A 23,064-nucleotide genomic window follows, 5' to 3' on the forward strand; every position below is an offset into this window, starting at 1 on the left:
AACGTCATGGCCCTCGGAACCGAACTGGTCGCCGCGCTCGAGAAGCAGGACGCCGAACAGCTCGCCGTACTCCACACCAGTCAGGAAGCGAGCCTGCTCGACCTCACGGTCCAGATCAAGCAACTACAGGTGCAACAGGCCGTGGAGACCGGTGAGGCCCTCGAAGCCGCCTGCGCTGCGGCGGAGATCCGCCGGTCCCACTACCAGCGGCTGACGGACGCGAACCTCTCGGCGCAGGAGCAGCAGAATCTCGATGCCATGGAAGCGGGTCTGGTCTTCAACCTGCTGGCAAGCGTGGCCAGGACGGCTTCATCGATCGCCTACACCATCCCTCAGGTCGGTTCGCCCTTCGCCATGACGTACGGCGGTGTCCAGCTCGGGAGTTCGCTGGCGGCCGGGGCCACCGTCTTCGAGATCGGCAGCGCGGTCTCGCAGTTCAAGGCGCAGCAGAGCCTGACGATGGCGGGTTACCAGCGCCGCGCCGAGGACTGGCAGCTGCAGATCTCGCTGGCCGAGAGCGACAAGGCATCGGCACTGGCGCAGCTTGCCGCCAATGACGTCCAGCGGCAGGCCGCGGAACGCGACCTGCGGCTGACACTCGCCACCGTCGCCCAGAACCGCGAGACCCAGTCGTTCATGCGCAAGAAGTTCACCAACGAGCAGCTGTACCAGTGGATGGCGGGACGGCTTTCCGAGGTGTACTTCCAGGCATGGCTCCTTGCGCTGGAACTGACCCGCGCCACTGAGCGGGCGTTCCAGTACGAACTCAACACCTCACGGGCCTTTTTGGGCTTCGTCCAGTGGGACAGTACGAGAAAGGGTCTACTCGCCGGAGAAAGCCTGGCCCTGGCGTTGTCGCAGATGGAGAAGGCATATCTCGACGAGAACACGCGGGCGCTGGAGATCGAGAAGACGGTCTCTGTCGCCCATGTCGACCCCCGAGCGCTGCTGGATCTCAAGGCGACCGGCGAGTGCACATTCCACCTCTCGGAACGGCTGTTCGACTTCGACTTCCCCGGCCAGTACTGTCGTCGGCTGAAGTCCGTGTCCGTGACGATCCCTGCCGTCATCGGGCCTTACCAGACCCTCCACGCCACGCTGACGCAGTTGGCCAACGCGACCGTACTGAAGCCGGACATCGGGGCCGTCAGATATCTCCTGGGCTCGACCACCGTTGTGCCGTCTGCCGAGGTCCTGCGGCCCAATCTCAGAGTCAGCCAGCAGATCGCCCTGTCCCGAGGGGTCCATGACGGTGGCGTCTTCCAACTCGACTTCAGCGACCCGCGATTCCTTCCGTTCGAAGGTACCGGAGCGGTTTCGACCTGGCGGTTGAGCATGCCGCCACAGACGAACCGGTTCGACTTCTCGAGCATCTCAGACGTCCTGGTCCACCTGACCTACACCGCACGGGACGGCGGGACGACGCTGCGCGATCAGGTCGTGGCGGAGCCGGAACTCAAGGAGTACGTAGGAAGCCCGCTACTCAGCATGGCACAGCTCTACTCGCAGGAGTGGCACGCCTTCATGGCCGACCATTCGGATGCGACAGCGCAGACGCTGAGGTTCCGGGTGCTGCCCGATGTCGTGCCCCCGCACCTCGACCACCCCCAGCTCGTCGGCTTCTTCTTCCTGTTGCTCACCCCCGAGGGCGCCGATCGGCCTGCGCCCGCAAGTGCCCCTTACCTCGACTTCCGACTGGACGAGGATGTGGACGTCAGGTTCGCGCCCGGCCCGGACGGCACCTTCTCCCACTCGCTCAGCCAGCCTGTGGACATGGCGCGGGTCTTCCAGCACGACCAGGCGCTGGAGTTCTCTCTCGCCGGCACACCCAGCCACCTCAAGGACGACGGTTTCCTGAACCCGGGCGCCGTCGAGAACATCGTGCTGATCCTTTATTACCGGGCAAAGGTGAACTGGAACCGGGCAACGTAGTGGGACGCCGGTAAAAGGCGAAAACCTTCGAAAGGGAAAGCCATGGTTAGCGAACAGTGCAGGAAGAACATCGAGAAGAACAAGGACAGGATGTGTACCGATAAATACTGTGTATCCATCAGCTTCGCCCTGGACAAGCACTGTTCTCAGCACGATCCTCCCCTCAGGCCGGACGACCCGATCGGGCCGACATACGACCCGGATCTGAAGGACTACTGCTACTGCTGCTGTTCCTGTTTCAGCAGCGGAACCCCGATCGAGGTCAGTCCGGGCGAGTTCGCACCGGCACGTGACATCGTCCCCGACGAGACGATCCTCTCCGCGGGAACCGACCTGCGGTGGACTCCACGCAGAGTCGAGTCCGCCTCGACCTGGGAGGACCTCGAAGGAACGGTGCGATCCATGTATCTCGTGCGATACCGCTGGGACGATGAGGGTGAAGCGGGGACCCGGGACGTCATCGTCAGCCCAGACCATCTGTTTCTCGCCGAGGACGGCACGCTGGTCGCCGTCCAGAACCTGAGCAGGGCGGCACTCCGACTGCGGCGCGCCGACGGCGGGCTCGCCGACGTCGTCGTCGTGGCCCAGGGCAGCAGCACAGGAGGAGTGACCACCATCCAGATGGCCGGGGACTTCGACGGCTCCGACCTGACCGGCCATCTGGTGAACACCTATGGCCTGGTGTCCTCGGACTACAAGGTTCAGGTGCACTACGCATCAGGGCATGTGGCCCGGGAGCTCGTACACCAGGCCGACAACCCACGACGAAACATGTCTGTCGGCACACCGGAGTACCACGAGGCATTCCCGGACGACGCCTACTCCTATTTCCTCAGCCATCCCGAAGACTGGCCTGAGGGGTTCACCCCAACCCAGCGCCAGGAGACGCACATCCCCGCGGCCGCAGCCTGTTATCTCACCGATGCGCAGGCTCGTGACATCCGGCGACAAGCCCCGATGGACGGTGCGGAGAACACCTACCGCGCCCAGTCCCTGCTCTACCTGTTCAACGTATCGAGGTCGTTCTACCCCGGAGTCGACTTTCTTCTGGACTGGGACAACTCACTACCCAACGCGTACACCTGGGATCAGTGGGGTCGCAGAACGGTGCTCGTCACCGGCGGCCTCGTCAGGCTGACCGAAATGCGCCGCGACGGCCTCGCGGTCGTTCTGTCCGCCATGCTGGCCTACGAGTCCCCGGAGGTCTGTTGCGTGGGCGAGGCCGACTGTTCGGCCATCTCGGACGTCATGCACAGGCTATGGGACGGCGACCTTTTCGTGAGCTGCGTGGAGCACGGACTGGCGCAAGTGAAGACACTCCTTTCCTACATTTCCGCCGAACACGCGCGTCCGGACCCGGAGAACCCGTGCAATCAGCCCGGTGTCGCGTGCCGCCTCGACTGCTACAGCGCCGGGCGTTCGATGTTCCCTGTTCCCGCCTGCGCGGCCCCGAAGCCCATGTTCTTCGAGGTGCGGGATGCGCGTGCGCTTTCGCCGACGAACGTCCAGATCGTTTTCAGTCGGCTCCTGGACGTTCGTAGCGCGGAAAACCTCGACAACTACGCGTTCGACCCGGCCGCCGAGGTCCACAGGGCTGCCGTGTTCCCCGACCAGCCCAATCAGGTGAGGCTGGAGGTCGGCGAACTCGCACCGGCAACGACTTACCTGGTTCGCGTTTCGAGCGTGGTCAGCGACGATGACGTACCGCTCGATCCGCACCACGCAACGGGCATGTTCACCACGAAGTAGCTCGACGGCATCGGATCCCGCGTCCGACAACCGTGGACCGCGCTCACCGGGCGATCATCCACCGTGCCCGGGCGGATGGTTGTCGCGGGGTACACCCCCGTCGTCGAATTGCATGGCCTCGCCCCAGCGGTTCAGTCCGGGATTCTCCTCGTCCGCGACCGGACAGTGCTCGGTCGGGAGGGATGCCTTTCGGGAGGCGACGCATCCACATGCGGAACAGATCCTGGGGTCACTCTGCCGCCGCAGTCTCACCTTGTAGACGGCGCGATCAGGTGGATCGACGAGGTGTTCACACCTCTGGCAAGCCCCGAACCTCGCCTCGAAGACTCCAGGGGAGACCCGGGCGAACCCGGTACTCCCCCACCGCGCGATCGCCTTGCCGGCCTTCCAGGCCAGTGCCGGGCTGGACGGTGTGTACCGTGCTGCCGACGGGTCTTGCTGCACCGGCGAGGAGTCACCGTTCACTGCCTCCTGGTCAGGGTCCCTGTCATCCTCGTACCGCCGGTTCGCTGAGTCCGAGAACAGCACTCTGAGCAGGTCCGGGTGGCCCCGGCAGTTCGCCAGGTGGAAGAGAAAGGTTTTGTCGACCAGAGCGCGCCGCATGACCGCGACCGGGACCGGCTGTCCCAGCCCCAGCGCCAACCCAAGATCCGAGCACAGTTTCGTGGGAGAAGTCGCCTCTTCCGCGAAGAGGAACTCAAGTTCACGCGGCGCTTCGGAGTTTTCGGCTGACGCCATAGCAGCTCCGTCCATCGAATGAGTGGGTGCCCCGACCGACAGGCCGCCTCGCAGACATCTCGCCGAGATCACCGTCGGCCAGACGAGGTGTCATAGGGACGCGTCCACATATCCCTTTGACACCCATCATCGCGCTTGACTCTCACAGCGCAACAGCTGCCGGCGAGCGAGATCGCTGCGCCTGCTGCTCTACCCGGCGGATGACGTTGCCGTGCACCACGGCGATGGCGTGATAAGCCGCTGCGCGGGTTCCAACTCACGGGCCTGCCTGCTCAGCGGGTGTACGGTTTTTACTGATCGTTTCAGAGTGAGGTTCGTTGTGGGGCTTGGCAGTCGGGTGTCGTGTCGGCAGGACCTGTCGGGTGTCTGCTGATCTTGTGCCTGGCGACCTGTGGGAACGAGTGGGTCCGCTGTGCACAGAACTTGGACGATGCCCCGCAACGCGCCCGGTCGTCCGCCGGCAACCGCCAGGGATACCGATATCGCCTGGGCGGACGAGGAGGTAACGGACCTTCGCCCGTCGACCGGGCTCGGCTCATCGCAGCCTTCTTCGCCATCCTCTTTCACGGGCCGCTACCCACGGCCCCTGTTCGACTTCAACACCGGCGCACTGCGGTGGTCCTGGCGCCTTCAGCATCTGCATCTGCATCTGCATCTGCATCTGCAGGAGTCTGTTGCGGTCATGGCTCCGAGCATCGCCTCACCTGTGGAGCCGGGTGGGAAGACGACCTGCGACAGCAGGTCACGGACCGGAACCGAGGGACGAGTGAGCGGTGTACCACTGTCGAGGCTGAGAATTGCGTGCTACGACGTGGTAGCCCGGGGTTGCCGTCGCTTGTATGAGGAACCATCGTCAGACCGTCGTCGGCGCAGTGGCACAGCTTGGTTCTGAGGACCACGTCGTCACCGATCCGGCCCACGACGATCAGCCGGCTTCCGACATCATCGAGCGAGCGCCGACACGCGACCCAGCAGGACGACCGGCGTCAGATACAGGGGCGAACCGGCTTTCCTTCCTCCGCACCGAAGGGCCCACGCTTCCGGCCTTCACCGGGCCGGCCCAGGCCGAAGACCTGGCCGGGGAAGTCGAGCTCCTTCTGCACTTCCCAGATTTCGCTGTGGTCCCCCGGTGGGAGGATGCGCGCTGGGTCGCCGACGGCGGCCCAGCCGATCGGCACCATCGAGTCGGCGGGCAGGGCTGTGCGCAGCTGTACGACGCCGTCGATCCTCACCTCGGAGCGGGTCCCAGCATCAGCGACGGTGCGCCGTGGCGTGACCTGCCGGAACGCCATGGGTCGTGGCAGACGGCCCACGAACGGTTCGCGCGCTGGTATTTGACGAGGTCATGGACGGCGGGAGCAGCCCCGGACCGGCGCCGGACGGCCCCTCCTCGGGCCCGACGTGGTCATCGCGGACAACAGACCCGCGTGATCGCCACCCGCTTCGACAACTGGCCACCCGCTCTACAAGGCCGGACTCCGCCTCGCGGCACTCATCGTCTGGCTCCGCGACCCCACCCAAGATCGTTTGGCAGACCGTGTCTAGGCCGGGTGTGTGCCAGGGCCTTGGCCTGGTCCGGCCAACGGGGTGGGGGACAGATCGGTGGGTTCCTCGCCGGCTTCCAGGAGGGTGTCGGCAGCGCCCACGATCAATGGATCCGGCCTGCCCACTGCCTGGGGATCCTTGGCCGGGTAGTCGCAGCGGTCCAGTAGGCTGCGCATCGCTTCGAGGCGGCCTCTGCGCTTGTCGTTGCTCTTCACCACCGTCCAGGGGGCGTGCTCGGTGTCCGTGGCGCGGAACATGTCGACCTTGGCGGCGGTGTAGTCGTCCCAGCGGTCGAGGGAGGCGAGGTCGGTCGGCGAGAGCTTCCAGCGGCGTACGGGGTCGATCTGGCGGATGGCGAAACGGGTCCGCTGCTCGGCCTGCGAGACCGAGAACCAGAACTTCACCAGCAGGATGCCGTCCCTCGTCAGCATCTGCTCGAACTGCGGGGCCTGCTCGAGGAACGTCCGATACTCGTCCTCGGTGCAATAGCCCATCACACGTTCGACTCCGGCCCGGTTGTACCAGGAGCGGTCGAAGAAGACGATCTCTCCGCATGAGGGCAGATGGGCGACGTAGCGCTGGAAGTACCACTGGCCCTGTTCGTGCTCGGTGGGCTTCTGCAGGGCGACGACACGGGCGCCGCGAGGGTTGAGCCGCTCCGTGAACCGCTGGATCGCACCGCCCTTGCCCGCGGCGTCGCGCCCCTCGAACAGCACCACGATCCGCCCGCCGGTCTCCTTGACCCAGCGTTGCATCTTCAGCAGCTCGATCTGCAGAATTCGTTTCGTCCTGTCATATTCCCGGCGGCTCATCCTGCTGTCGTAGGGATAGTTCTCCCGCCAGGTCTCCACGGGAGTGCCGTCCGCGGCCAGCAGTACCGGCCGCTCCGGGCGGCGCCGGTCCACGCTGAGGCCGTCAAGGAGCACAGCCTTGATCTCGGGTGCCTCATCGTCCGGCGGGCCCATGTCCTCGTACTCCGACATCTGGCGCTCAGAACGGCATGCGGCCGCGGGCCCGACGTCCGGCGGCGCCACTGCGGCCCACCGCCCTCGAGCTGGAACTGAACGGCTTGCTCAGCAGACGGCCAATGACGCCGGGCGCCTTCGATCCGGCACGCGAACCAGCTCCGAGACCGCGCTGGGCACCGTTCTGCGGGTGCCGCGACAGACGCGGCAGCAGGAAGGCCAGCACAGCCAGAACCACGCAGGCAACAATGACAACACCTATGACCATTCGCAGTCTCCCAATCAGCGCGGCGCGGCAACCCTCTGCGCCCCTGCTCCCCCGAATGCCCCGCCCTCCTTCGCCCACACCACTCACGCCGGTCGTGCAAGAGCGCCCGGCTGCAAATCCGCTCCCCCATGGGTCGCTGCTGTGATGCGCCGGGCTAAGCGCGCAGTTGCATCGGCCATGATCGCCTCGTCGACGATCATGACGGCCAAAGTCCTCGGACCTCGCTGAACGACGCGGACGCGCTGCTCCTGCCGACGACACCGGGCCACCCGACCCTCGCCGACGTCGCGGCCGACTCCCTGGGGGCCAACGCCCGGCTCGGCCGCTTCACCGACTCCACGAACCTGTTCGACCTGGCGGCGGTTGCCGTCCCGGCGGGCGAGGTGAACGGTCTGCCCTTCGGCGTCGTGCTGATCGGCCCGGCGTTCACGGACGAGCGGCTCGCCCGTATCGCCGGACTGCTCACCGCTCCGCCGCCGCGGCTCGCCGTGGTCGGCGCACATCTGTCCGGGCAGCCCCTGAACGGGCAACTGCTCGCCCTGGGCGGCCGACTGGAATGCGCGACCACGACCGCGGACACCTACCGGCTGTACGCGCTGAACACGGTCCCTGCCAAGCCGGGGCTGGTCCGGGCCCGGGAGGGCGGCCGTGCGATCGAGGCCGAGGTACGGCAACTGCCCGCCGAGGGCCTCGGCGCCCTCCTGGCCGCGCTGCCCAGCCTGATGGCCCTCGGCAGCATGGAAGTCGCCGACGGCCGTTCCGTGCCGGGCTTCCTGTGCGAACCCCAGGCCCTAGAGGTCGCCCAGGACATCACGGCATAGGGCGGCTGGCGCGCCGCCCTGCCCGCTCTGCCCCGCACGGAACAGGCCACCGTCGCAGTACTACGCTGTGGGCAGGTCGGCCCCGGTCGCGGGGTCTTTGGGGTGGGGAACAGGGTGTCGGCAGAACGTCATACAGCACGGATGCTCCAGCAGATCGCCCGCCAGCAGGACATCGTCGAGATCACCCCCCAAGGCTCCGCACGGAAAGCGGCCGCTCTGGCGTACGTCGCGGAGCAGTACGGTTACGCGTACGGCATGGCGTACCGGACCGGGTTCAGGAACTCGCTCGTCCAGGTCCGGATGTACCGGGATCCGCGCCCCGAAGCGCGCGTCCGCGAGGCGGCCACCATCGCCGCCCATCCGCAAGCCGGCAACGGCGGAACAGTGCCGGGGCTGGAGGAGGGCTCGCTGAAACCGCGTCCCGAAGCGGTCGGTGCCGTGGCCGTGCTCAAGGATCTCGTCACCTTCGACGTCATGGCCCAGTACGTCGCCAACCGCAGGCAGAAGACCATGGTCTACCTCGCCTGCGCGGTCCTGACGGTCCTCATGCTCATCGACAGGTCGCCGGTCGAAGCGGTCGCCTCCGGCGGGGTGGTCGCGCTGCTCTGCACCGTGGCGTTCACGGTGGGCGCCGTCCGCCGCGGGAAGATCGCACAGCGGCTGACCAACGCCGGGTTCGCCGTGGTGCGCGACGAACACGGCGCTCAGCGGTTCTTGCGCCCGGGGCAGCAGTTGCCCGGCCACACCAACCCGTTCACCGGCTGACGGCACCTCCCCCGTTCGACGCCAACGCCCTGGCCAGCACCACACGAGCCCGCTTCGGGAGGATGGGTTGGACGACGACAACGTGGGCGTCTTCCTCGGGGGCGTGCGGTGCACGTTTCTACGCACTGCCGGGAGGGCGGCCGCTCCGGGCACCTGCGTCGCGCGCAGGTCTCCCCTCCCTTGCCCCTGCGCCGGGTCCGATGCAGGCGCGCTCTGGCGTCGCTATCGAGAGGCGGGGCGAGCCATGGCGTGATCCAAATGAGTGATAACGGCCGGTATGTCATCGCTCTCGGTGCCACGGATCAGTTCCAGGGCCGGACGGACAAGACCGCTCGGCCGCGCCACCACGCGTGCAAGCACGGCGGCTCGAACGTCGAGCCGGTCGATGGTCGCCTCGCGTTCCTCCTCGGTCTGGCCAGCTAGGAGGACGGCGTTGTACCAGGCCTCCTGGCGCGACTGACGGATACTGAAGTCGAGGATTTGTTCGTCGTTGCGGGCTCCGACCCGGTCCAGCAGGGACAACAGCGGTGACAGGGCGCCGACCGAGTCCTGCACGGCCAGCACCACCCGGCCGAGGATGTCATTGATCAGCATGAAGTCGCGCCGCAGCCCGTGGATCTCCCCGCCTGGGCTGGTCCGGGCGGCTGCGATGGCCAGGTCCAGGTTGATGTGCGCGTTCACGCCGAGCAGCAGGTGCTGGACGATGACGGTGTCGGCGTCGTCCAGCAGTCCGAACCCCTCACGCCAGCAACGCGGCCCGCTCCTGTCGCGACGCCAGGCGTCATGCGCGTGGAAGTAGCGGTTGCCGAAGGCCGTGTCGAAACGGTCCATGCGGGCGCCGTCGTCGAACAGCCCACCGTGAATCGCCGTGCGGACCTCGACGGTCACCTGGCGGTAGAGCGCGGCGAAGTACCCGATCCGGTCACCGGCGCGGGTGGCCTCTCGTACGATCCCGGCGAGTCCGTCCACCACCTCGTCGATGTTCTGTGCCCTCATCTCCAACTCCCGTTGTCTGCAGCTGCGTTCGCGCCCAGTACTGACAACGGACCGTCCTACCACTGCACGGTGGAAAACGGTGGCTGCCCCGGCGAAACAGTGGCCCCGACCGGGTCCTGGCAGCCCGAGCGGATCGCGACGCCAGCGGCAATGCCGTAGGCGCAGCGGTCATGTCGTCACTGTGGCTGCTGATGGCCCATGGCGGCAGCAAGTGAGCAGGACGGTGCCGTCGAGACGCGCACCGCTGGCGAGTCGCCCACCTTGCCGCTCGGCACTCTCGACCGGGCTCGCCGCAGCCCGTGCCTGTGACGGCGAACGGTGCCGGACTCGGTCGCCGAGGCGCCGCTATGGGCGTAGGTTCAGGTGGGCCTGGCTTGGCCATCGGTGTCGAAGCCGGTGCCGCGCGGCATGGAGGTGGCACGGAGGCCGTACAAGTCGACCAGCACGCGGCGGGAATTGCTGTGCGCGGCACTTGCAGGCACTCGCGGTGCGGGGCGGGAGTGTGCGACCGTGGACGGACAACGAGACCGGCCGACACCCCACGCAGGGTAGGGCCTTTCGGAGAGACGGGCGTTGCCCCCACCCCGGGCACTCGGCCTCCGCCATCGTCGTTGGCGCCCCTTGGCGGGGTGCTTCGCCGTTGGGCTCACCCCGACCCCTGGAAAGGGGGCGCGCCCAGCATGATCACCACGACCATCGTCGGCACATCCGCCCGCATCACGCTGTACGGCGATCTCGACTTCGACACCCTGGCGCCACTGCGAGCTGCCGCCGACACCCTCCCGGCAGAGGTCACCGACCTGCAGTGGGATCTGCGCCACACATCCTTCATGGACGTCGCCGGCCTCCACCTGTTCGCCCCCGCTCTGCCCGACGCCTCACACCGCCGTACAACCGTCACAGGGCTCGGCCGGCAGCCGCTGCGGCTACTCCTCCTGGCCGCCGACACACACCCCGCCACCTTCGAGCTCGGCCGCCTGTTCCCCGACGCGCCACCCGATTCCCGGCCGACACCCTCTTGACAGCCCTGCCGAGGACACCGGCGCCCCGGCTCATCGCTGCAACACCACTCCCCCGCCCCCCAGTTCCATCGACCAGCCATGTCGAGGCCGGACGCGGCACGGCGGGGGCATGGCCAGTCCCGTGGTCATGGGCTCCAGCGGCTCGATGTTCTTGTCAGCCGCATGCGGTGCTTCCCCCAACCGTTGCCGATACGCCCGGACGAGCTTGTCGACAACGGTTGGGGGTAACCCGCTCCTCAGGGGTGCAGGTCAGAAGCGGATGCAGACCGGGCCCTGGTTGACGTTGATCAGGCCGACCTGGGTGACGGCGGCGTTGCAGTTGAAGCTCGTGCCGTCGTCACCGCCCGTCTGACCTGCTTCGCCGGAAGAGCCGAAGTCGATGCAGACCGGGCCCTGGTTCACATTCAGCGCTCCGAGCTGCGTGGTGAAGTCGTTGCACTGCCCGTGGAGGGCGGGCCCTTCGCCGCGCTCGGAGTGGTCGCTGGCCGCAGCGATGCCGGGACCGGCCATCACCGCGGCAGCAGCCAGAGCAACGCTCGCGAAGGTCTTACGGAAGGACAGCATGATGGATCTCCAAGAAGAGGTGGAGGTCAGAGACACAACAGACTCCACCAGCGTCCGATTTCACCCGCATGTCTGGATACGCCACTTGGGTCCCGGAGCGCCCCGATGCGGCTACGTCTGGAGCCGGCCGGATGTACAGCGGCGGCCGGGGACGTGCGGAAGTGGCGCGAGGCTACTCGGCCGGGCTGAGCGGCTGAGTCGACGTGAGACGGCTTCCGCGCCCCGCTCGCCGTGCACACGGGCGGGCCGGGGGGCTGCTGCGGTCGAGGCAGGGCACTGACATGACCGCCGCGTTCCACGAATCGGCGCCGCCGCCCTCGCGCGGCTGCTGGGGGACACCGGCTTGGACGGCGCGTCAGCGGTGTGGAAACACGACCGCCTGGCGTTCGAACGGCTCCAGCAGCGCCTGGCCCGGCGCCGGAGCGGCGCGGCAGAGGAGGCGCGCCAGTGGCCGCCTTCGCCGACGAAGAACGGGGCCCGTGGTGACCGCGAGGATCAACACGTCGAGTTCAGTCTGTCGCCCACCCACTCGGGCACCTGTCCGAGCCTTTGGATCTGCTGACCGCAGGAGGTGTCCGCGCAAATGAACCGGCGGACCCGCAGGCGCAGCACCACACGCCTTCCAACGCCGGTTAGTACTGCAGCCGCAGTTACGGGGGGCGGTGGCCTCGGCGGCGGTAATGGCTGAGGCGGGCGCGGTATTGATGGCGGCGGCGCCAGCCGTGCGGGTACAGCCCGAACAGCTTGACGCCTGGTTCCTCGCCGGTTCACTGCGGGCTCCCGCCAATGCCCGGCAGGCCGGAACCCCCACCACGAACTCCTCCCGCATCGACGTCCGCCGTCTTCAGATCCGCCAGGTTCCCCTCGGAGAACAACGGCGCTACGGAGAGGCGTTCCGCGAACTCACCGCCTTCGAAACACTGTTGCGCCGCGCGGCCGACCTCGGCACCAGCCTTGCCCGCGACCTAGGCGACGAGCTGGCTGCCGGACGCCTGGCCCACCAGGCGTAGGCGCTCCGCTTGGAGCACCGAGAATGAGCCGGCCGTTCGTCTGCGGCAGTGTTGTGGCTGGTCGCGCAGTTCCCCGCGCCCCTTCAGGGCGCGGCCGAACCGTCGCCGATGTCACGTCTCCCTGCGCCTGGGCTCGGCCAGGCGGGCCGTGAGCCGGGCGTCGACCGCGTGGCGTACGGCCTCGACCCGAGCCGCGAGTTCCGGTGGCAGTCCGGCGGCGATGCGCCCCGCCGTGTCAACCGCCGCGATGGCCGCGTCCAGTTCCCCGAACGTGAGCCGGCACTCGGCCGTGCGCAGCCGGATCAGCGCGCGATCGGCCCGCTCGGCCGGGCCGTCCCCGTGCATGAGATCGTCGTCGACGGCCCGGTAGAGGCGGGCCGCAGCACCGTAGTTGCCAGAGAGGCGGAATCCGTCCGCAGCCCCCTGCCACACGCGACGCACCAGGGGGCGTCGCTCACCCCACTCCTCGCGGACCCGTTCTGTCGGACCGTGCAGCCGGTCGGTCGCGTCACCCGGCTCACCGGACGCGATCTCCGACTCGGCCTGTGTGCAGAGCTGTTCCACGACGCGGGCGTCCAGCCACTCGTCGGCCGGTGCGGACGCGACAGGCGGCGTGAGAGCGACCGGGCGCGGACGAACAGCCCGGTCCTGCGGCCGACGCAGGGGGGAGGTGGGGCCGGGGTGGGTGCGAGGCCGGGGTTCGGGATCACCGATCCCCGGGGCGAACGGGTCGAGGACCTCCAGGACCTCGTCAACAGCCGGGCGCTGCTCGGGCTTCTTCGCGAGCATCCGCAGCACCAGACCGTCGATCGGCTCCGGGATGCCCGCGGCGTACGCGCTCGGTGGCAGCGGCTCCTCGTTGAGGTGCTTGTCGGTCAGGCCGGACTCCGCGCCGAGCGGGAACGGTCACGTCGCCATCGGTCCCCCGCCGCTGGCGCGGTCAGGCACTCATCCCGTTCCAGGGTTCGAACCTGCAACCGCTTACCCGACAGCACGTCTGACGAACCAAGTCACCCCCGCCGGCCGTTCCCGCATCCCACGGTCGGCAAGGGGTTGCCGGTCATCGCCTCGGCGCCCGCGTCCGGTGCACGTCGCCTGAATCCGGGCAGATCCACCCTTCCAAAACGTCGTTCGCCGTCAGATGGCTGAGCACACCGCGGAACCCTTGATCGCGCAGGCCACAGTCACGGATGATCCGGTCGCACTCACTCAGTCCTTCCCCTGAGGACGGATCGCTGCGCGCCGCGAGGTAGACGCCCGACAGTCGCAGCCGCGGCTCTGCCCCACCGATCCGGGCAGGGCACCCGGTGCGCAACGCCCAGTCGGCCGCGCGCCGCCGGACGGGCGAGCAGCGTGGCGTCGCGAAGCTCCGCAGCCACCCTGGCCGCTCCGGGACCGTTCACCATGCTTGACCACCGCGCCTGTTCCAACTCGCGGCAGGCCTGCGCCGGATCGATACGAAGGCTGCGCAGCAGGCCCGCACGGAGTTCGACGTGCAGGTACGCGTTCATGCGCAGGGCGCACTGCAGGGCGAGGAGCCTCGCCCCGGCGGACACGTCCGCGGGCAGGGCCGCGGCCAGGTAGCTGAGGATCTCGCTCACGCGGACACGCTCCCCCGGCCACCGGCTGGGCCGGGGACCGCGCGGCAGCACGGAAGGCGGGTGGAACGGTGCGGCCAGCACGGTGTCGGGCACGACGGCGGCCTGGGCGGTTGCCGCGGCGCAGGCGTCGGCGGCCGTCTGCCGTCCGGCCCGGCCCGTCGTGTTGCCGCCGTCTCATCGGATACCGTCGGTCAGGCCTTGGCGCACCGTTCGAGAGCCACGCCCAGCGTGCGCGGTGTGCGGGTGCAGGTCCTCGGGGGCGCCTGTGGTTCGAGCGGGGCGTGTCCAGGTCCCGGGGGCGCCTGTGGTCGAGCGGGGCGTGCGCGGGCGTGGGGATGCCGCTGGGGGTGCTGCGCCGGCGGTGGCGCTCACCGCCGGCGCGCTGCGCCATTCGGGTTGAATCTGCGGCTGACTGCGGACACTTCACGGCGTGTTGCCTACCGTGGGTGACGCAGGTGAAGCATCCGGGGTGGAGTTGGCGCCCCGCGCGGTGGAGTCGGCACCCGATGCGAGCCCTCTCGGGGGCATGGTCCGCCTGCTCCTCACCGACTACATCACCGTAGCCCGAGGCGGGCGTTGCCGCTGTGTGCGCATCGACCGGCAAGGGCCGTGTACCACAAGCGAGTCGGCGATCCGGCCGCCCTGGTCCCGCTACCGGACTCACTGGACGGACCCCTTCTCCGATCGGCCCCATGACGAACAGGGGTGGCGAAGATGCGCACACTTCCCGCGGGCGGCTGCAAGCCCTGGTTCCGCAACCGGTATCTGCTCAGGGCCACATGGGCGCTGATCGTCTCCCTGCTGATGATGCCTCCGCTTCTTGCCGCTCCGGCGAGTCGCCCGGTGCCCGCCGCCGGCGGTGACGGGACCGACGAGGCGGTGACGGTTCCCGCGCATCCGGCGGTCGCCTCCTTCGGCGCCGATGAGACGCGGGGAATCGCTGCCGCCGACCCCGGCGCCGGAATCGGCCTCATCGCCCCACCCGAGGCCGACAACCAAGGGGAGAACAGGCTCTCGTACCCGATCGAGGTGCCGCCGGGTCGGCAGGGGCTGCAGCCTGCTCTGAGCGTCGGCTACAACTCGGGCGGCGGTGACGGCTGGATGGGCGTGGGATGGGACCTGGCCGCCCCGGCGATCACGGTGGAGACCCGGTGGGGCGTCCCGCGCTACGACGCGAACCGGGAGACGGAGACGTACCTGCTCGACGGGGAGCAGTTGACGCCTCTGGCGCACCGGGGCCGGCCCCGTCCGCGGACCGGGGAAGAGGAGAAGGTCTTCCACACCCGCACCGAGGGGTCGTTCGCCCGTATCGTCCGCCATGGCAACGGCGGCCCCGCGAGCTACTGGTGGGAGGTCACGGACAAGTCCGGGACGCACTGGTTCTACGGTGCGCGAGCCGACGGTCGGGGCCCCCGGCGTGTCGCCACCCTCACCGACAGGACCGGCAACGTCTTCGAATGGGCTCTGACCGAGGTCCGCGACGCCCACGGGAACGTGATGTGCTACCGGTACGCCCGCGTCGAGGACCCGGGCGTCGAGGGCGGCACAGAACCGGGCAGCAATCTGTACCTCCGGAAGATCACCTACACCGGCAGTGCCGACAGCAAGGGCCGCTACTCGGTCACCTTCACCCGGGACCGGCAGCTGGGCGAGCCGCTGCGGTCCGACAAGAGCATCGACGCGCGGGGCGGTTTCAAACGCGTCACCGCCGACCGGCTGCGCCGTGTCGACGTGCGGCTCGACGACGAGCTGATCCGCCGGTACGAGTTCACGTACACCACCGGCGCGTTCGACAAGACGCTGCTGCGCTCGATCGACCAGTACGACGCCGAACTCGCCCTGGTCGGCCGGCACCGCCTGGACTACTACGACGACATCCGTGACGCGCAGGGCGACTACCGGGCGTTCAAGCAGGTGCCGTGGACATCGCCGTCGGACAAACTGCGCCAGGGCGGCCTCGATCGGCCTCCGGACCACGTCGGCCGGGCCAGCGCCCTGAACGCGAACACCAGCGAGGGCGGTGGCGGCCACCTGTACGTCGGTATCGGCGCCGAGCCCACCAAGTCCGGCTCCGTCGGCGAGAAGCTGGGCTTCGGCTACACCCAGGACAACGGTCTGCTGGCGCTGGTGGACGTCGACGCCGACGGGCTGCCGGACAAGGTGTTCCGGGACGGGAACACGGTCAAGTACCGCAAGAACCTGTCCGGTCCCGGCGGCCGGGCGGCCTTCGCCGACGAGGCCAGGAAGCTGGACCTGCCGGGCTTCATGCGGGAGCACACGGCGTCGTTCACCGTCGGCGTCGAAGGCTACCCGGGCGCGGTCGCCGCGCAGCTCGACGACGTCAACACGTTCACCGTGACCGACCGGTACTTCAGTGAGGTCAACGGCGACCAGATTCCCGATCTGGTCGACGGATCGAGCGTGCTGTTCGGCCGGATCGGCACGGACGGGACACCCGTGTACGGCGTGCGCAGCGAGGACACCCCCGTCCCGGTCGGCGACGGGGCCGTGGACACGAGCGGATTCCCCGACTTCGCCGAGCAGCGGGAGCGGCTGACGCACTCCAACGCGCTGCTGGACACCGTCCGCCGCTGGGTGGCCCCGTTCTCCGGCACGATCAGCATCGACGGTGCGGTCCGGCTCGCCCCCGGCACCGCCGACGCCCGCGCCCGCTCACAGGACGCCGACGGAGTACGCGTCGCGATCCAGCACGAGGACACCGAACTGTGGGCCGACCGCATCGAAGCCCGGGACGACGGCGAGCACACCCCCACGGGGGTCGGCCGGATCACCGTCACCCGCGGGGACCGCCTGTACTTCCGGGTCCAGTCCGTCTCCGACGGCGCGCTGGACGAGGTCACCTGGGACCCGGTCATCAGCTATCTCGACGTGCCCGACCGCAATGACGTCAACGGGCTGCCGGTCCACCGCTACCAGGCATCCCACGACTTCGTCCTGGGCGGGCGCGCCTCAAAGATCAAGGCCCCCTACACCGGGGTCATGCACCTGAGCGGCGACGTCACCAAGAGCGGCACCACCAGCGACGACGTCACCGTGATGATCGTCCGTGACGGCAGCCCGGTACTGGAGCGCACCCTGACCGGGACCGCCGCGGGCACGGCACCCGTCGATCTCGACATCAACGTCGAGAAGGGACAGACCCTCCAGTGGCGGATCGCCACCGACTCCCCCGTCGACCTCGGCCGGATCTCCTGGAAGCCACGCGCCGCCTACACCAGCGCCCAGGGCGTCGACCGGCTCACCGACGAAGACGGCGACCCGCTGGTCACCATCGATCCGCCCTACACCGCGGACATGTACCCCGAGAACGGGCTCACCGCGCCCCAGGGTTTCCATCACGTCGCCGCCGACGGGCCGGTGACCGTGTCCCCCGATCTCACCTTGCTCCCCGGCGCGCCGGACGCGCGCATCGCGTTCACGGTCAAGCGCCGCGGGGAGCTGATCGCCAAGCGGTTCTTCACGGTGCGCGGCGGGGAACTCCAGGAGCCGGGGCCGGAGCCGTTCACCGTGCAGGCACGGGCGGGAGACGACCTCTTCTTCGACTTCAGCACCCTCAGCACACAGCTGCGCCAGGCGCTGGCCGGCCAGTCGGTGACGGTCACCACCGGCAGCGGGGAGGACGCCGTCACGGTTCCCGTTACCAGCGCGTTCTACAGCGCGATGGAGGAGGGCGCGTTCCCCCAGCCGTACCGGGGGTGGGCAGCGGTCGGTTACAACGGCAACGGGGACCGTGCGGGCCGGCCGATCGAGCAGGGCGACCTGGTCATCGACGACTCCTATCGTGACCAGCTTCCCCGGTCCGTCGACCCGCAGGCGGACAAGGACGCCTTCCGGGCGGACCCGCGCGTCGATCCGCCGAAGGTCATTCCCTTCGCCGCCGACCCGCGGCACCGGCGGTGGGGCAGCGGCCAGGACTCGTGGGTCTCGCCCGGTGGTGCGAGCAGTTCCCGCCTGGGCGCGGGGTCGGTCAGCGTGCCCGACCCCAGCCGGTGGACCGCGGGGACGGCGGTGCCCCGGCTCGCCTACAGCAACCAGCTGTCGCTGACCGGTTCGGTCGGCGGGGGTGGTTCCCTCGGCGGGAGCATCGCCACCGGCGGCAGTGCCGGTCTGATCGACTTCCAGGACATGAACGGCGATCAGTTCCCGGACGTCGTCTCGCCCTTCGGCATCCAGTTCTCCGACCCCGACGGCGGCCTGGGCAGCGCGCGAGGGTCCCTGCCCGAGCCCGCGGCACGCACCAACTGGAACGTCACCGGCAACGTCAGCGCCGGCAGCGCCGCGCGTACCCTGAGCACGGGCCGCGGCGACGCCGCGCCGACCGGCCGCCGGACCGCCAACACCGCCGAGTCCGGCAACGAGCTGCCCCCGCTGGGTGTGGGCGGCGACCTCGGCGGCAACACCTCCGACGCCACCTACGACCTGCTGGACATCAACGGTGACGGCCTGCCCGACCAGGTCTACGGCGACGGGCACGTCGCCCTCAACCTGGGCTACCGGTTCGGCGCCAGGGAACTGTGGCGCAACCCGGCCGCTCTCAACGCCGGCGAGGGCACCAGCTGGGGCGCCAACATCGGCTTCCAGACGGACTTCTACGGCTTCGCCGGCGGCGCCTCCTACGCGCAGAACAGCGCCTCGGCCACCGCCACCCTCCAGGACGTCACCGGCGACGGCCTGCCCGACCGCCTCTTCGCAGGCGATGACGACGCGCCCCTGAAGGTCGCGGTCAACACCGGCAACGGATTCCAGGCTCCGGTACCGTTCCACGGCAGTCTGCCGCGGATCAACCGCGACCAGAACGCCCAACTCGGCGGCGGCGCCTACGCCACCATCCCCATCTGCCCCCTGCCGGGGCTGTGCGTCATCATCAACCCGGGCGCGAACGCCTCCACCGGCGTCGGCCGCACCCGGCAGATGCTCGCCGACATCGACGGCGACGGCAACGTCGACCAGCTGGAGTCCACCAGCGACGACCAGCTCACCGCCCGTCTGAACACCACCGGCCGCACCAACCTGCTGCACGGCGTTGACCGCCCGCTGGGCGGACGCCTCGACTTCGGCTACACCCGCGACGGCAACACCTACCGCCAGCCGCACTCGCGCTGGAACCTGTCCCGTGTGGCCGTCGACGACGGGCACCCCGGCGACGGCCAGGACGTGCAACTGACCACCTACACCTACCAGGACGGCGTCTTCGACCGCCTGGAGCGCGAGTTCGACGGATACGGGCGCATCGTCGAGCAGCACCGCAACCCCGGCGACGGGGACGCGGTCTACCGCAGCGTCATCCGCGACTACCGCACCGACGGCCACTACACCCGCGGCCTGCCGGTACGCGAACGCACCGTCGACGCCGACGGCCGCCCCTACCTGCAAACCGACTACACCTACGAACTACGCGACATCGACGCACCCGGCACCGACGCCGACCCCGCCGACACCACCGCGACGATCTTCCCGCAGCCGGTACGCACCGACAACCGCTTCCACGAAGGCCGCCTCACCCCGACCAAGACCACCTACACCACCACGACATACGACGAACTGGGCAACCCCACCCGGATGTTCGACGCAGGCGACATCGGCTCCGCCGACGACGTCGACACCCGCATGCGCTACTCGTCGGACGACCCCGCCTGCCGGGCGACGCACATCACCGGCATCCCGACAGCAGTCGACGTCCGCGGCGACGACACCCTGATGCGCCGGCGATCGGCGACGGTGGACTGCACCAACGGCGACATCACCCAGATCCGGGCCGAACTCACCGAAGGGGCCGACGCGGTCACCGACCTCGCCTACTTCCCCGACGGCAACCTGCGCACCGTCATCGACCCGCCCAACCGCCACGGCCAGCGTTACCGGCTCGACTACACCTACGACCCGGACGTCCACACCCACATCGCCACCGTCACCGACAGCTTCGGCCTGCGCTCCGAGGCCACCACCGACCTGAAGTTCGGCCTGCCCGACACCGTCACCGACGCCAACGGCCAGACCACCCGCACCACCTACGACGCCGCCGGCCGCCCCGCCACCGTCACCGGCCCCTACGAAACCGGCACCGGCCACGTCACCATCGCCTTCGACTACCACCCCGACGCGCCGGTCCCCTACGCCGTAACCCGCAACATCGACCGCCAGGCCGACGACACCGTCCGCGACGACACCATCGACACCATCGCCTTCGCCGACGGCCTGGGCCGCCCCGTCCAGACCAAGAAGGACGCCGCCCTGCACACCGGGCCCGACACGCCCCCGGCCGACGCGATGACCGTCTCGGGCCACGTCGACTACGACTTCCTCGGCCGCCCCACCCACCAGTACCACCCGGTCACCGAACCCAAGTCCCCGGCCAACACCACGTTCGACGACACCCGCGACACCGTCACCCCCACCACCCTCACCTACGACGTCCTCGACCGGGTCACCCGCACCGACCTGCCGGACACCACCCACACCGAGACGGCCTACGGCTTCGGCCCCGACCGCGCCGGACGCACCCGGTTCGAGACGACCACGACCGACGCCAACGGCCACCCCCGCCGCACCTACACCGATGTCCGCCAACGCACCACCAGCGTGAAGGACTTCAACCCCACGGGCGGCCAGCCGGTCATCTGGACCAGCTACACCCACGACCCCCTCGGCCAGCTCACCGCCGTCACCGACGACCACGGCGACACCACCACCGCCGCCTACGACCGCCTCGGCCGCCGCACCACCCTGGACAACCCCGACACCGGCCCCACGAGGACCGACTACGACCTCGCCGGAAACCCCGTCCGCAAGGTCACCGCCAACCTCGCGGCCACCGGACAGGCGATCGACTACGACTACGACCACAACCGCCTGACCGACATCCACTACCCCCGCTTCCACGCCAACGACGTCCACTACACCTACGGTCCGCCCGGCGCCCCGCACAACGGAGCAGGCCGCGTCACCGCCCAGACCGACGGCGCCGGCACCCTCACCCGCGCCTACGGCCCCCTCGGCGAGGTCACCGAGGAAACCCGCACCGTCACCACCCAAGGACACAAGACCCGCGACTTCACCACCCGCTACCGCTACGACACCTGGAACCGGCTGCTCGCCCTCACCTACCCCGACGGCGAAACCGTCGCGTACCACTACGACAGCGGCGGCCGAACGGACCGGGCCACCGGCACCAAGGCGGACCACACCTACCGCTACCTGACCCGCCTGGACTACGACAAGTTCGAGCAGCCCGTCCTGCTCGACACCGGCAACGGCACCCGCACCACCTACGCCTACGACCCGGCCAACCGGCGCCTGACCCACCTCACCGCCCGCCTGGCCCAGGGCTACACATTCCAGAACCTCACCTACCGCTACGACCCCACCGGCAACATCACCTCCCTCCGCAACGACACCACCCCACCCACCGGCCCGGACGTCGGCACCCAGGTGGGCGGCCCCACCAGCGAGACGTTCCTCTACGACGACCTGGACCGCCTCACCCACGCCGAGGGCTCCTACCAGCCCCGCACCCCGCACACCGACACCTACCGGCTCGACCTGCGCTACGACACCACCGGCAACATCACCAGCAAGGCCCAGGACCACCAGCGCACCATCGACGGCACCACCACGACCGACAAGAGACTCACCTACCACCACCCCTACAGCTACGGCCCGACCCACCCCCACGCCCCCACCGCCATCGGCGACCAGACGTTCACCTACGACGCCAACGGCAACCAGATCAGCCGTGACCAGCAGCCCGGCCCCCGCCGGCAACTGATCTGGGACGAGAACAACCGCCTCGCCTGCACCCACGAGAACGTCCAGAGCCACACCCTGCCGCAGACCCCCGAGTCATGCGACAACGCCGGCGGAACCCCCAACGCGGCCCGCTACCTCTACGACAACCAGGGCAACCGGGTCATCAAGGACGCCGCCCAGTTCCACATCTACCCGAACCGGTTCTTCGCCACCGACGGCGTGCAGTCCTTCAAGAACATCTACATCGGCGACAACCGCCTCCTCACCAAAACCGTCGAACCGGAACACCGCGTCGAGGACCGCCAGTACTACACCCACCCCGACCACCTGGGCTCCACGGAATTCATCACCGACAGCCGAGGCGACCTGGCCGAACACCTCCAGTACTTCCCCGGCGGCGAAACCCGGGTCAGCGAACACCCCACCCAGCCGATCCCCTACCAGTACTCCGGCAAGGAACTCGACCCCGAAACCGGCCTCTACTACTACGGCGCCCGCTACTACGACCCCAAAACCCAGGTCTGGCAGAGCCCTGACCCGGCCATCGAGACCTACCTGGACGGCGCTGCCGACGACGGCGTATATGAACCCCCCAACCTGGGTCTCTACACATACGCGGGCAATAATCCAGTCCTTTTCGCCGACCCCAACGGCCTCACTCGGCAGAGGAATCCCTTCCGGCCAGTCGTTACGCTGCCTGCCGAACGCGCGGCAGCGCCGCAACACCCTACACCGGCGGAGCGGGGACGGGAACGTGTGATTGCCGCTGCTACGCGGGCAAGGGCCAGGTTCCAGCCGCCCGACCGCGGGCTTCATCAGACCCCATTCGGGCCGGTCAACGTGGGATCCTTTCCGAATGACCAACCAAAGGTCAGCACAAGGGAAATGAACTACCCAGGGGCTAGATGGGGCAGGGACAACCTGGCCTACAGCGTGTATCAGAGATACTTAACGCCCGGCCAGATGCTCCAGCTCGCCGACGCCCTGAAAGAAAACAGAGTAGCGGTCGATCTCAGCGGATACACCCCGAATCAGCGCCGTGCTGCCGCCATGCTCTTCGGTGCCGCCACTTGGGCGGAGAACGTGCGCTTCCCGGGGGCGATCAAGTGGATTCGCGCAGCCCTGCGGCGAGCTGCCGCAGGCAATGGAACGCTTCAGGAGAACATGCCCATGCTCCAAGGAGGGGGACTCGACTTGCTGCGGGGCATTCTTGAGGGCAAGCAGCCACTACAAGGTCCGCCGCTGGACAGCGCGTTGGACATGTCCTCGGACTCCGAAGTGGATTAGTACTGCAGCCGCAGTTGCTGTGACGGTCGGTCTG

General features: G+C 68.7%; 14 protein-coding genes and 3 pseudogenes. 9 read left to right on the forward strand and 8 right to left on the reverse strand.

The features are described from left to right. Nucleotides 1-6: 6 nt before the first annotated feature. Both ACIGXJ_RS34460 and ACIGXJ_RS34465 read left to right on the forward strand, forming a co-directional pair. Nucleotides 7-1,932: a hypothetical protein gene (locus ACIGXJ_RS34460; RefSeq protein WP_399653998.1), complete on the forward strand. Its 1,926-nt coding sequence runs from the start codon at nucleotides 7-9 to the stop codon at nucleotides 1,930-1,932. A 42-nt stretch (nucleotides 1,933-1,974) separates the two neighbouring features. Next, nucleotides 1,975-3,681 (forward strand): hypothetical protein, encoded by a 1,707-nt coding sequence (locus ACIGXJ_RS34465; protein WP_399654001.1) that lies wholly within the window; start codon nucleotides 1,975-1,977, stop codon nucleotides 3,679-3,681. A 54-nt stretch (nucleotides 3,682-3,735) separates the two neighbouring features. On the opposite strand, the gene ACIGXJ_RS34470 is transcribed toward ACIGXJ_RS34465, so the two are convergent. After that, on the reverse strand, nucleotides 3,736-4,419 hold the full coding sequence (locus ACIGXJ_RS34470) for a hypothetical protein (RefSeq protein WP_399654003.1): 684 nt from the start codon (nucleotides 4,417-4,419) through the stop codon (nucleotides 3,736-3,738). Between the two features lie 537 nt (nucleotides 4,420-4,956). On the opposite strand from ACIGXJ_RS34470, the pseudogene ACIGXJ_RS34475 reads away from it, so the two are divergent. Further along, nucleotides 4,957-5,050: pseudogene (locus ACIGXJ_RS34475) on the forward strand (DUF4389 domain-containing protein); the annotation flags it as partial. A gap of 355 nt (nucleotides 5,051-5,405) precedes the next feature. Here ACIGXJ_RS34475 and ACIGXJ_RS34480 read toward each other — a convergent pair. Then, entirely contained in the window at nucleotides 5,406-5,711 is a 306-nt protein-coding gene (locus ACIGXJ_RS34480) for a hypothetical protein (RefSeq protein ID WP_399654294.1), read from the reverse strand. On the opposite strand from ACIGXJ_RS34480, the pseudogene ACIGXJ_RS34485 reads away from it, so the two are divergent. Further along, nucleotides 5,679-5,768: pseudogene (locus tag ACIGXJ_RS34485) on the forward strand (transposase); the annotation flags it as partial. The gene ACIGXJ_RS34480 and the pseudogene ACIGXJ_RS34485 sit on opposite strands and share 33 nt — an antisense overlap. 192 nt (nucleotides 5,769-5,960) lie before the next feature. On the opposite strand, the gene ppk2 reads toward ACIGXJ_RS34485, so the two are convergent. Together ppk2 and ACIGXJ_RS34495 are read right to left on the reverse strand one after the other, a co-directional pair. Next, nucleotides 5,961-6,947, reverse strand: coding sequence for a polyphosphate kinase 2 (gene ppk2, locus ACIGXJ_RS34490; protein WP_399654006.1), 987 nt, complete (start codon nucleotides 6,945-6,947; stop codon nucleotides 5,961-5,963). 7 nt (nucleotides 6,948-6,954) lie between these two features. After that, nucleotides 6,955-7,197 (reverse strand): DUF6411 family protein, encoded by a 243-nt coding sequence (locus ACIGXJ_RS34495; RefSeq protein WP_399654009.1) that lies wholly within the window; start codon nucleotides 7,195-7,197, stop codon nucleotides 6,955-6,957. A gap of 221 nt (nucleotides 7,198-7,418) precedes the next feature. Between ACIGXJ_RS34495 and ACIGXJ_RS34500 the strand changes: the two are divergent. Together ACIGXJ_RS34500 and ACIGXJ_RS34505 are read left to right on the forward strand one after the other, a co-directional pair. Beyond that, nucleotides 7,419-8,018 (forward strand): annotated as a pseudogene (locus ACIGXJ_RS34500) (amidase family protein); the annotation flags it as partial. A 141-nt stretch (nucleotides 8,019-8,159) separates the two neighbouring features. Continuing rightward, nucleotides 8,160-8,783, forward strand: a complete 624-nt coding sequence (locus ACIGXJ_RS34505) for a hypothetical protein (protein ID WP_399654012.1) — start codon at nucleotides 8,160-8,162, stop codon at nucleotides 8,781-8,783. 222 nt (nucleotides 8,784-9,005) lie between these two features. Here ACIGXJ_RS34505 and ACIGXJ_RS34510 read toward each other — a convergent pair whose 3' ends face one another. Then, nucleotides 9,006-9,779: a DUF5995 family protein gene (locus ACIGXJ_RS34510; RefSeq protein ID WP_399654015.1), complete on the reverse strand. Its 774-nt coding sequence runs from the start codon at nucleotides 9,777-9,779 to the stop codon at nucleotides 9,006-9,008. Nucleotides 9,780-10,459: 680 nt separating this feature from the next. Between ACIGXJ_RS34510 and ACIGXJ_RS34515 the strand changes: the two genes are divergently transcribed. After that, entirely contained in the window at nucleotides 10,460-10,801 is a 342-nt protein-coding gene (locus tag ACIGXJ_RS34515) for an STAS domain-containing protein (RefSeq protein ID WP_399654018.1), read from the forward strand. Nucleotides 10,802-11,050: 249 nt separating this feature from the next. On the opposite strand, the gene ACIGXJ_RS34520 is transcribed toward ACIGXJ_RS34515, so the two are convergent. After that, nucleotides 11,051-11,365: a hypothetical protein gene (locus ACIGXJ_RS34520; protein WP_399654020.1), complete on the reverse strand. Its 315-nt coding sequence runs from the start codon at nucleotides 11,363-11,365 to the stop codon at nucleotides 11,051-11,053. Between the two features lie 680 nt (nucleotides 11,366-12,045). Here ACIGXJ_RS34520 and ACIGXJ_RS34525 point away from each other — a divergent pair. After that, complete coding sequence (locus ACIGXJ_RS34525) at nucleotides 12,046-12,375, forward strand: hypothetical protein (protein WP_399654023.1); 330 nt, start codon at nucleotides 12,046-12,048, stop codon at nucleotides 12,373-12,375. A 111-nt stretch (nucleotides 12,376-12,486) separates the two neighbouring features. Here ACIGXJ_RS34525 and ACIGXJ_RS34530 read toward each other — a convergent pair whose 3' ends face one another. After that, nucleotides 12,487-13,164, reverse strand: a complete 678-nt coding sequence (locus ACIGXJ_RS34530; RefSeq protein WP_399654026.1) for a hypothetical protein — start codon at nucleotides 13,162-13,164, stop codon at nucleotides 12,487-12,489. A gap of 416 nt (nucleotides 13,165-13,580) precedes the next feature. After that, a complete protein-coding gene (locus tag ACIGXJ_RS34535) occupies nucleotides 13,581-13,976 on the reverse strand; it encodes a hypothetical protein (protein ID WP_399654028.1) in 396 nt (131 codons plus the stop codon). Between the two features lie 714 nt (nucleotides 13,977-14,690). On the opposite strand from ACIGXJ_RS34535, the gene ACIGXJ_RS34540 reads away from it, so the two are divergent. Next, nucleotides 14,691-23,030 (forward strand): SpvB/TcaC N-terminal domain-containing protein, encoded by an 8,340-nt coding sequence (locus tag ACIGXJ_RS34540; RefSeq protein WP_399654031.1) that lies wholly within the window; start codon nucleotides 14,691-14,693, stop codon nucleotides 23,028-23,030. The last annotated feature ends 34 nt before the right edge of the window (nucleotides 23,031-23,064 follow it).

Source organism: Streptomyces sp. NPDC053367, assembly GCF_044545925.1.
GTDB lineage: Bacteria > Actinomycetota > Actinomycetes > Streptomycetales > Streptomycetaceae > Streptomyces.

Coding starts and splice junctions, on each gene's coding strand:
- ACIGXJ_RS34515 (WP_399654018.1), top strand. CDS start 10,460: ATGATCACCACGACCATCGTCGGCACATCCGCCCGCATCACGCTGTAC.
- ACIGXJ_RS34530 (WP_399654026.1), bottom strand. CDS start 13,164: ATGCTCGCGAAGAAGCCCGAGCAGCGCCCGGCTGTTGACGAGGTCCTG.
- ACIGXJ_RS34505 (WP_399654012.1), top strand. CDS start 8,160: ATGCTCCAGCAGATCGCCCGCCAGCAGGACATCGTCGAGATCACCCCC.
- ACIGXJ_RS34460 (WP_399653998.1), top strand. CDS start 7: ATGGCCCTCGGAACCGAACTGGTCGCCGCGCTCGAGAAGCAGGACGCC.
- ACIGXJ_RS34495 (WP_399654009.1), bottom strand. CDS start 7,197: ATGGTCATAGGTGTTGTCATTGTTGCCTGCGTGGTTCTGGCTGTGCTG.
- ppk2 (WP_399654006.1), bottom strand. CDS start 6,947: ATGTCGGAGTACGAGGACATGGGCCCGCCGGACGATGAGGCACCCGAG.
- ACIGXJ_RS34540 (WP_399654031.1), top strand. CDS start 14,691: ATGCGCACACTTCCCGCGGGCGGCTGCAAGCCCTGGTTCCGCAACCGG.
- ACIGXJ_RS34520 (WP_399654020.1), bottom strand. CDS start 11,365: ATGCTGTCCTTCCGTAAGACCTTCGCGAGCGTTGCTCTGGCTGCTGCC.
- ACIGXJ_RS34510 (WP_399654015.1), bottom strand. CDS start 9,779: ATGAGGGCACAGAACATCGACGAGGTGGTGGACGGACTCGCCGGGATC.
- ACIGXJ_RS34470 (WP_399654003.1), bottom strand. CDS start 4,419: ATGGCGTCAGCCGAAAACTCCGAAGCGCCGCGTGAACTTGAGTTCCTC.
- ACIGXJ_RS34525 (WP_399654023.1), top strand. CDS start 12,046: ATGGCTGAGGCGGGCGCGGTATTGATGGCGGCGGCGCCAGCCGTGCGG.
- ACIGXJ_RS34480 (WP_399654294.1), bottom strand. CDS start 5,711: ATGGCGTTCCGGCAGGTCACGCCACGGCGCACCGTCGCTGATGCTGGG.
- ACIGXJ_RS34465 (WP_399654001.1), top strand. CDS start 1,975: ATGGTTAGCGAACAGTGCAGGAAGAACATCGAGAAGAACAAGGACAGG.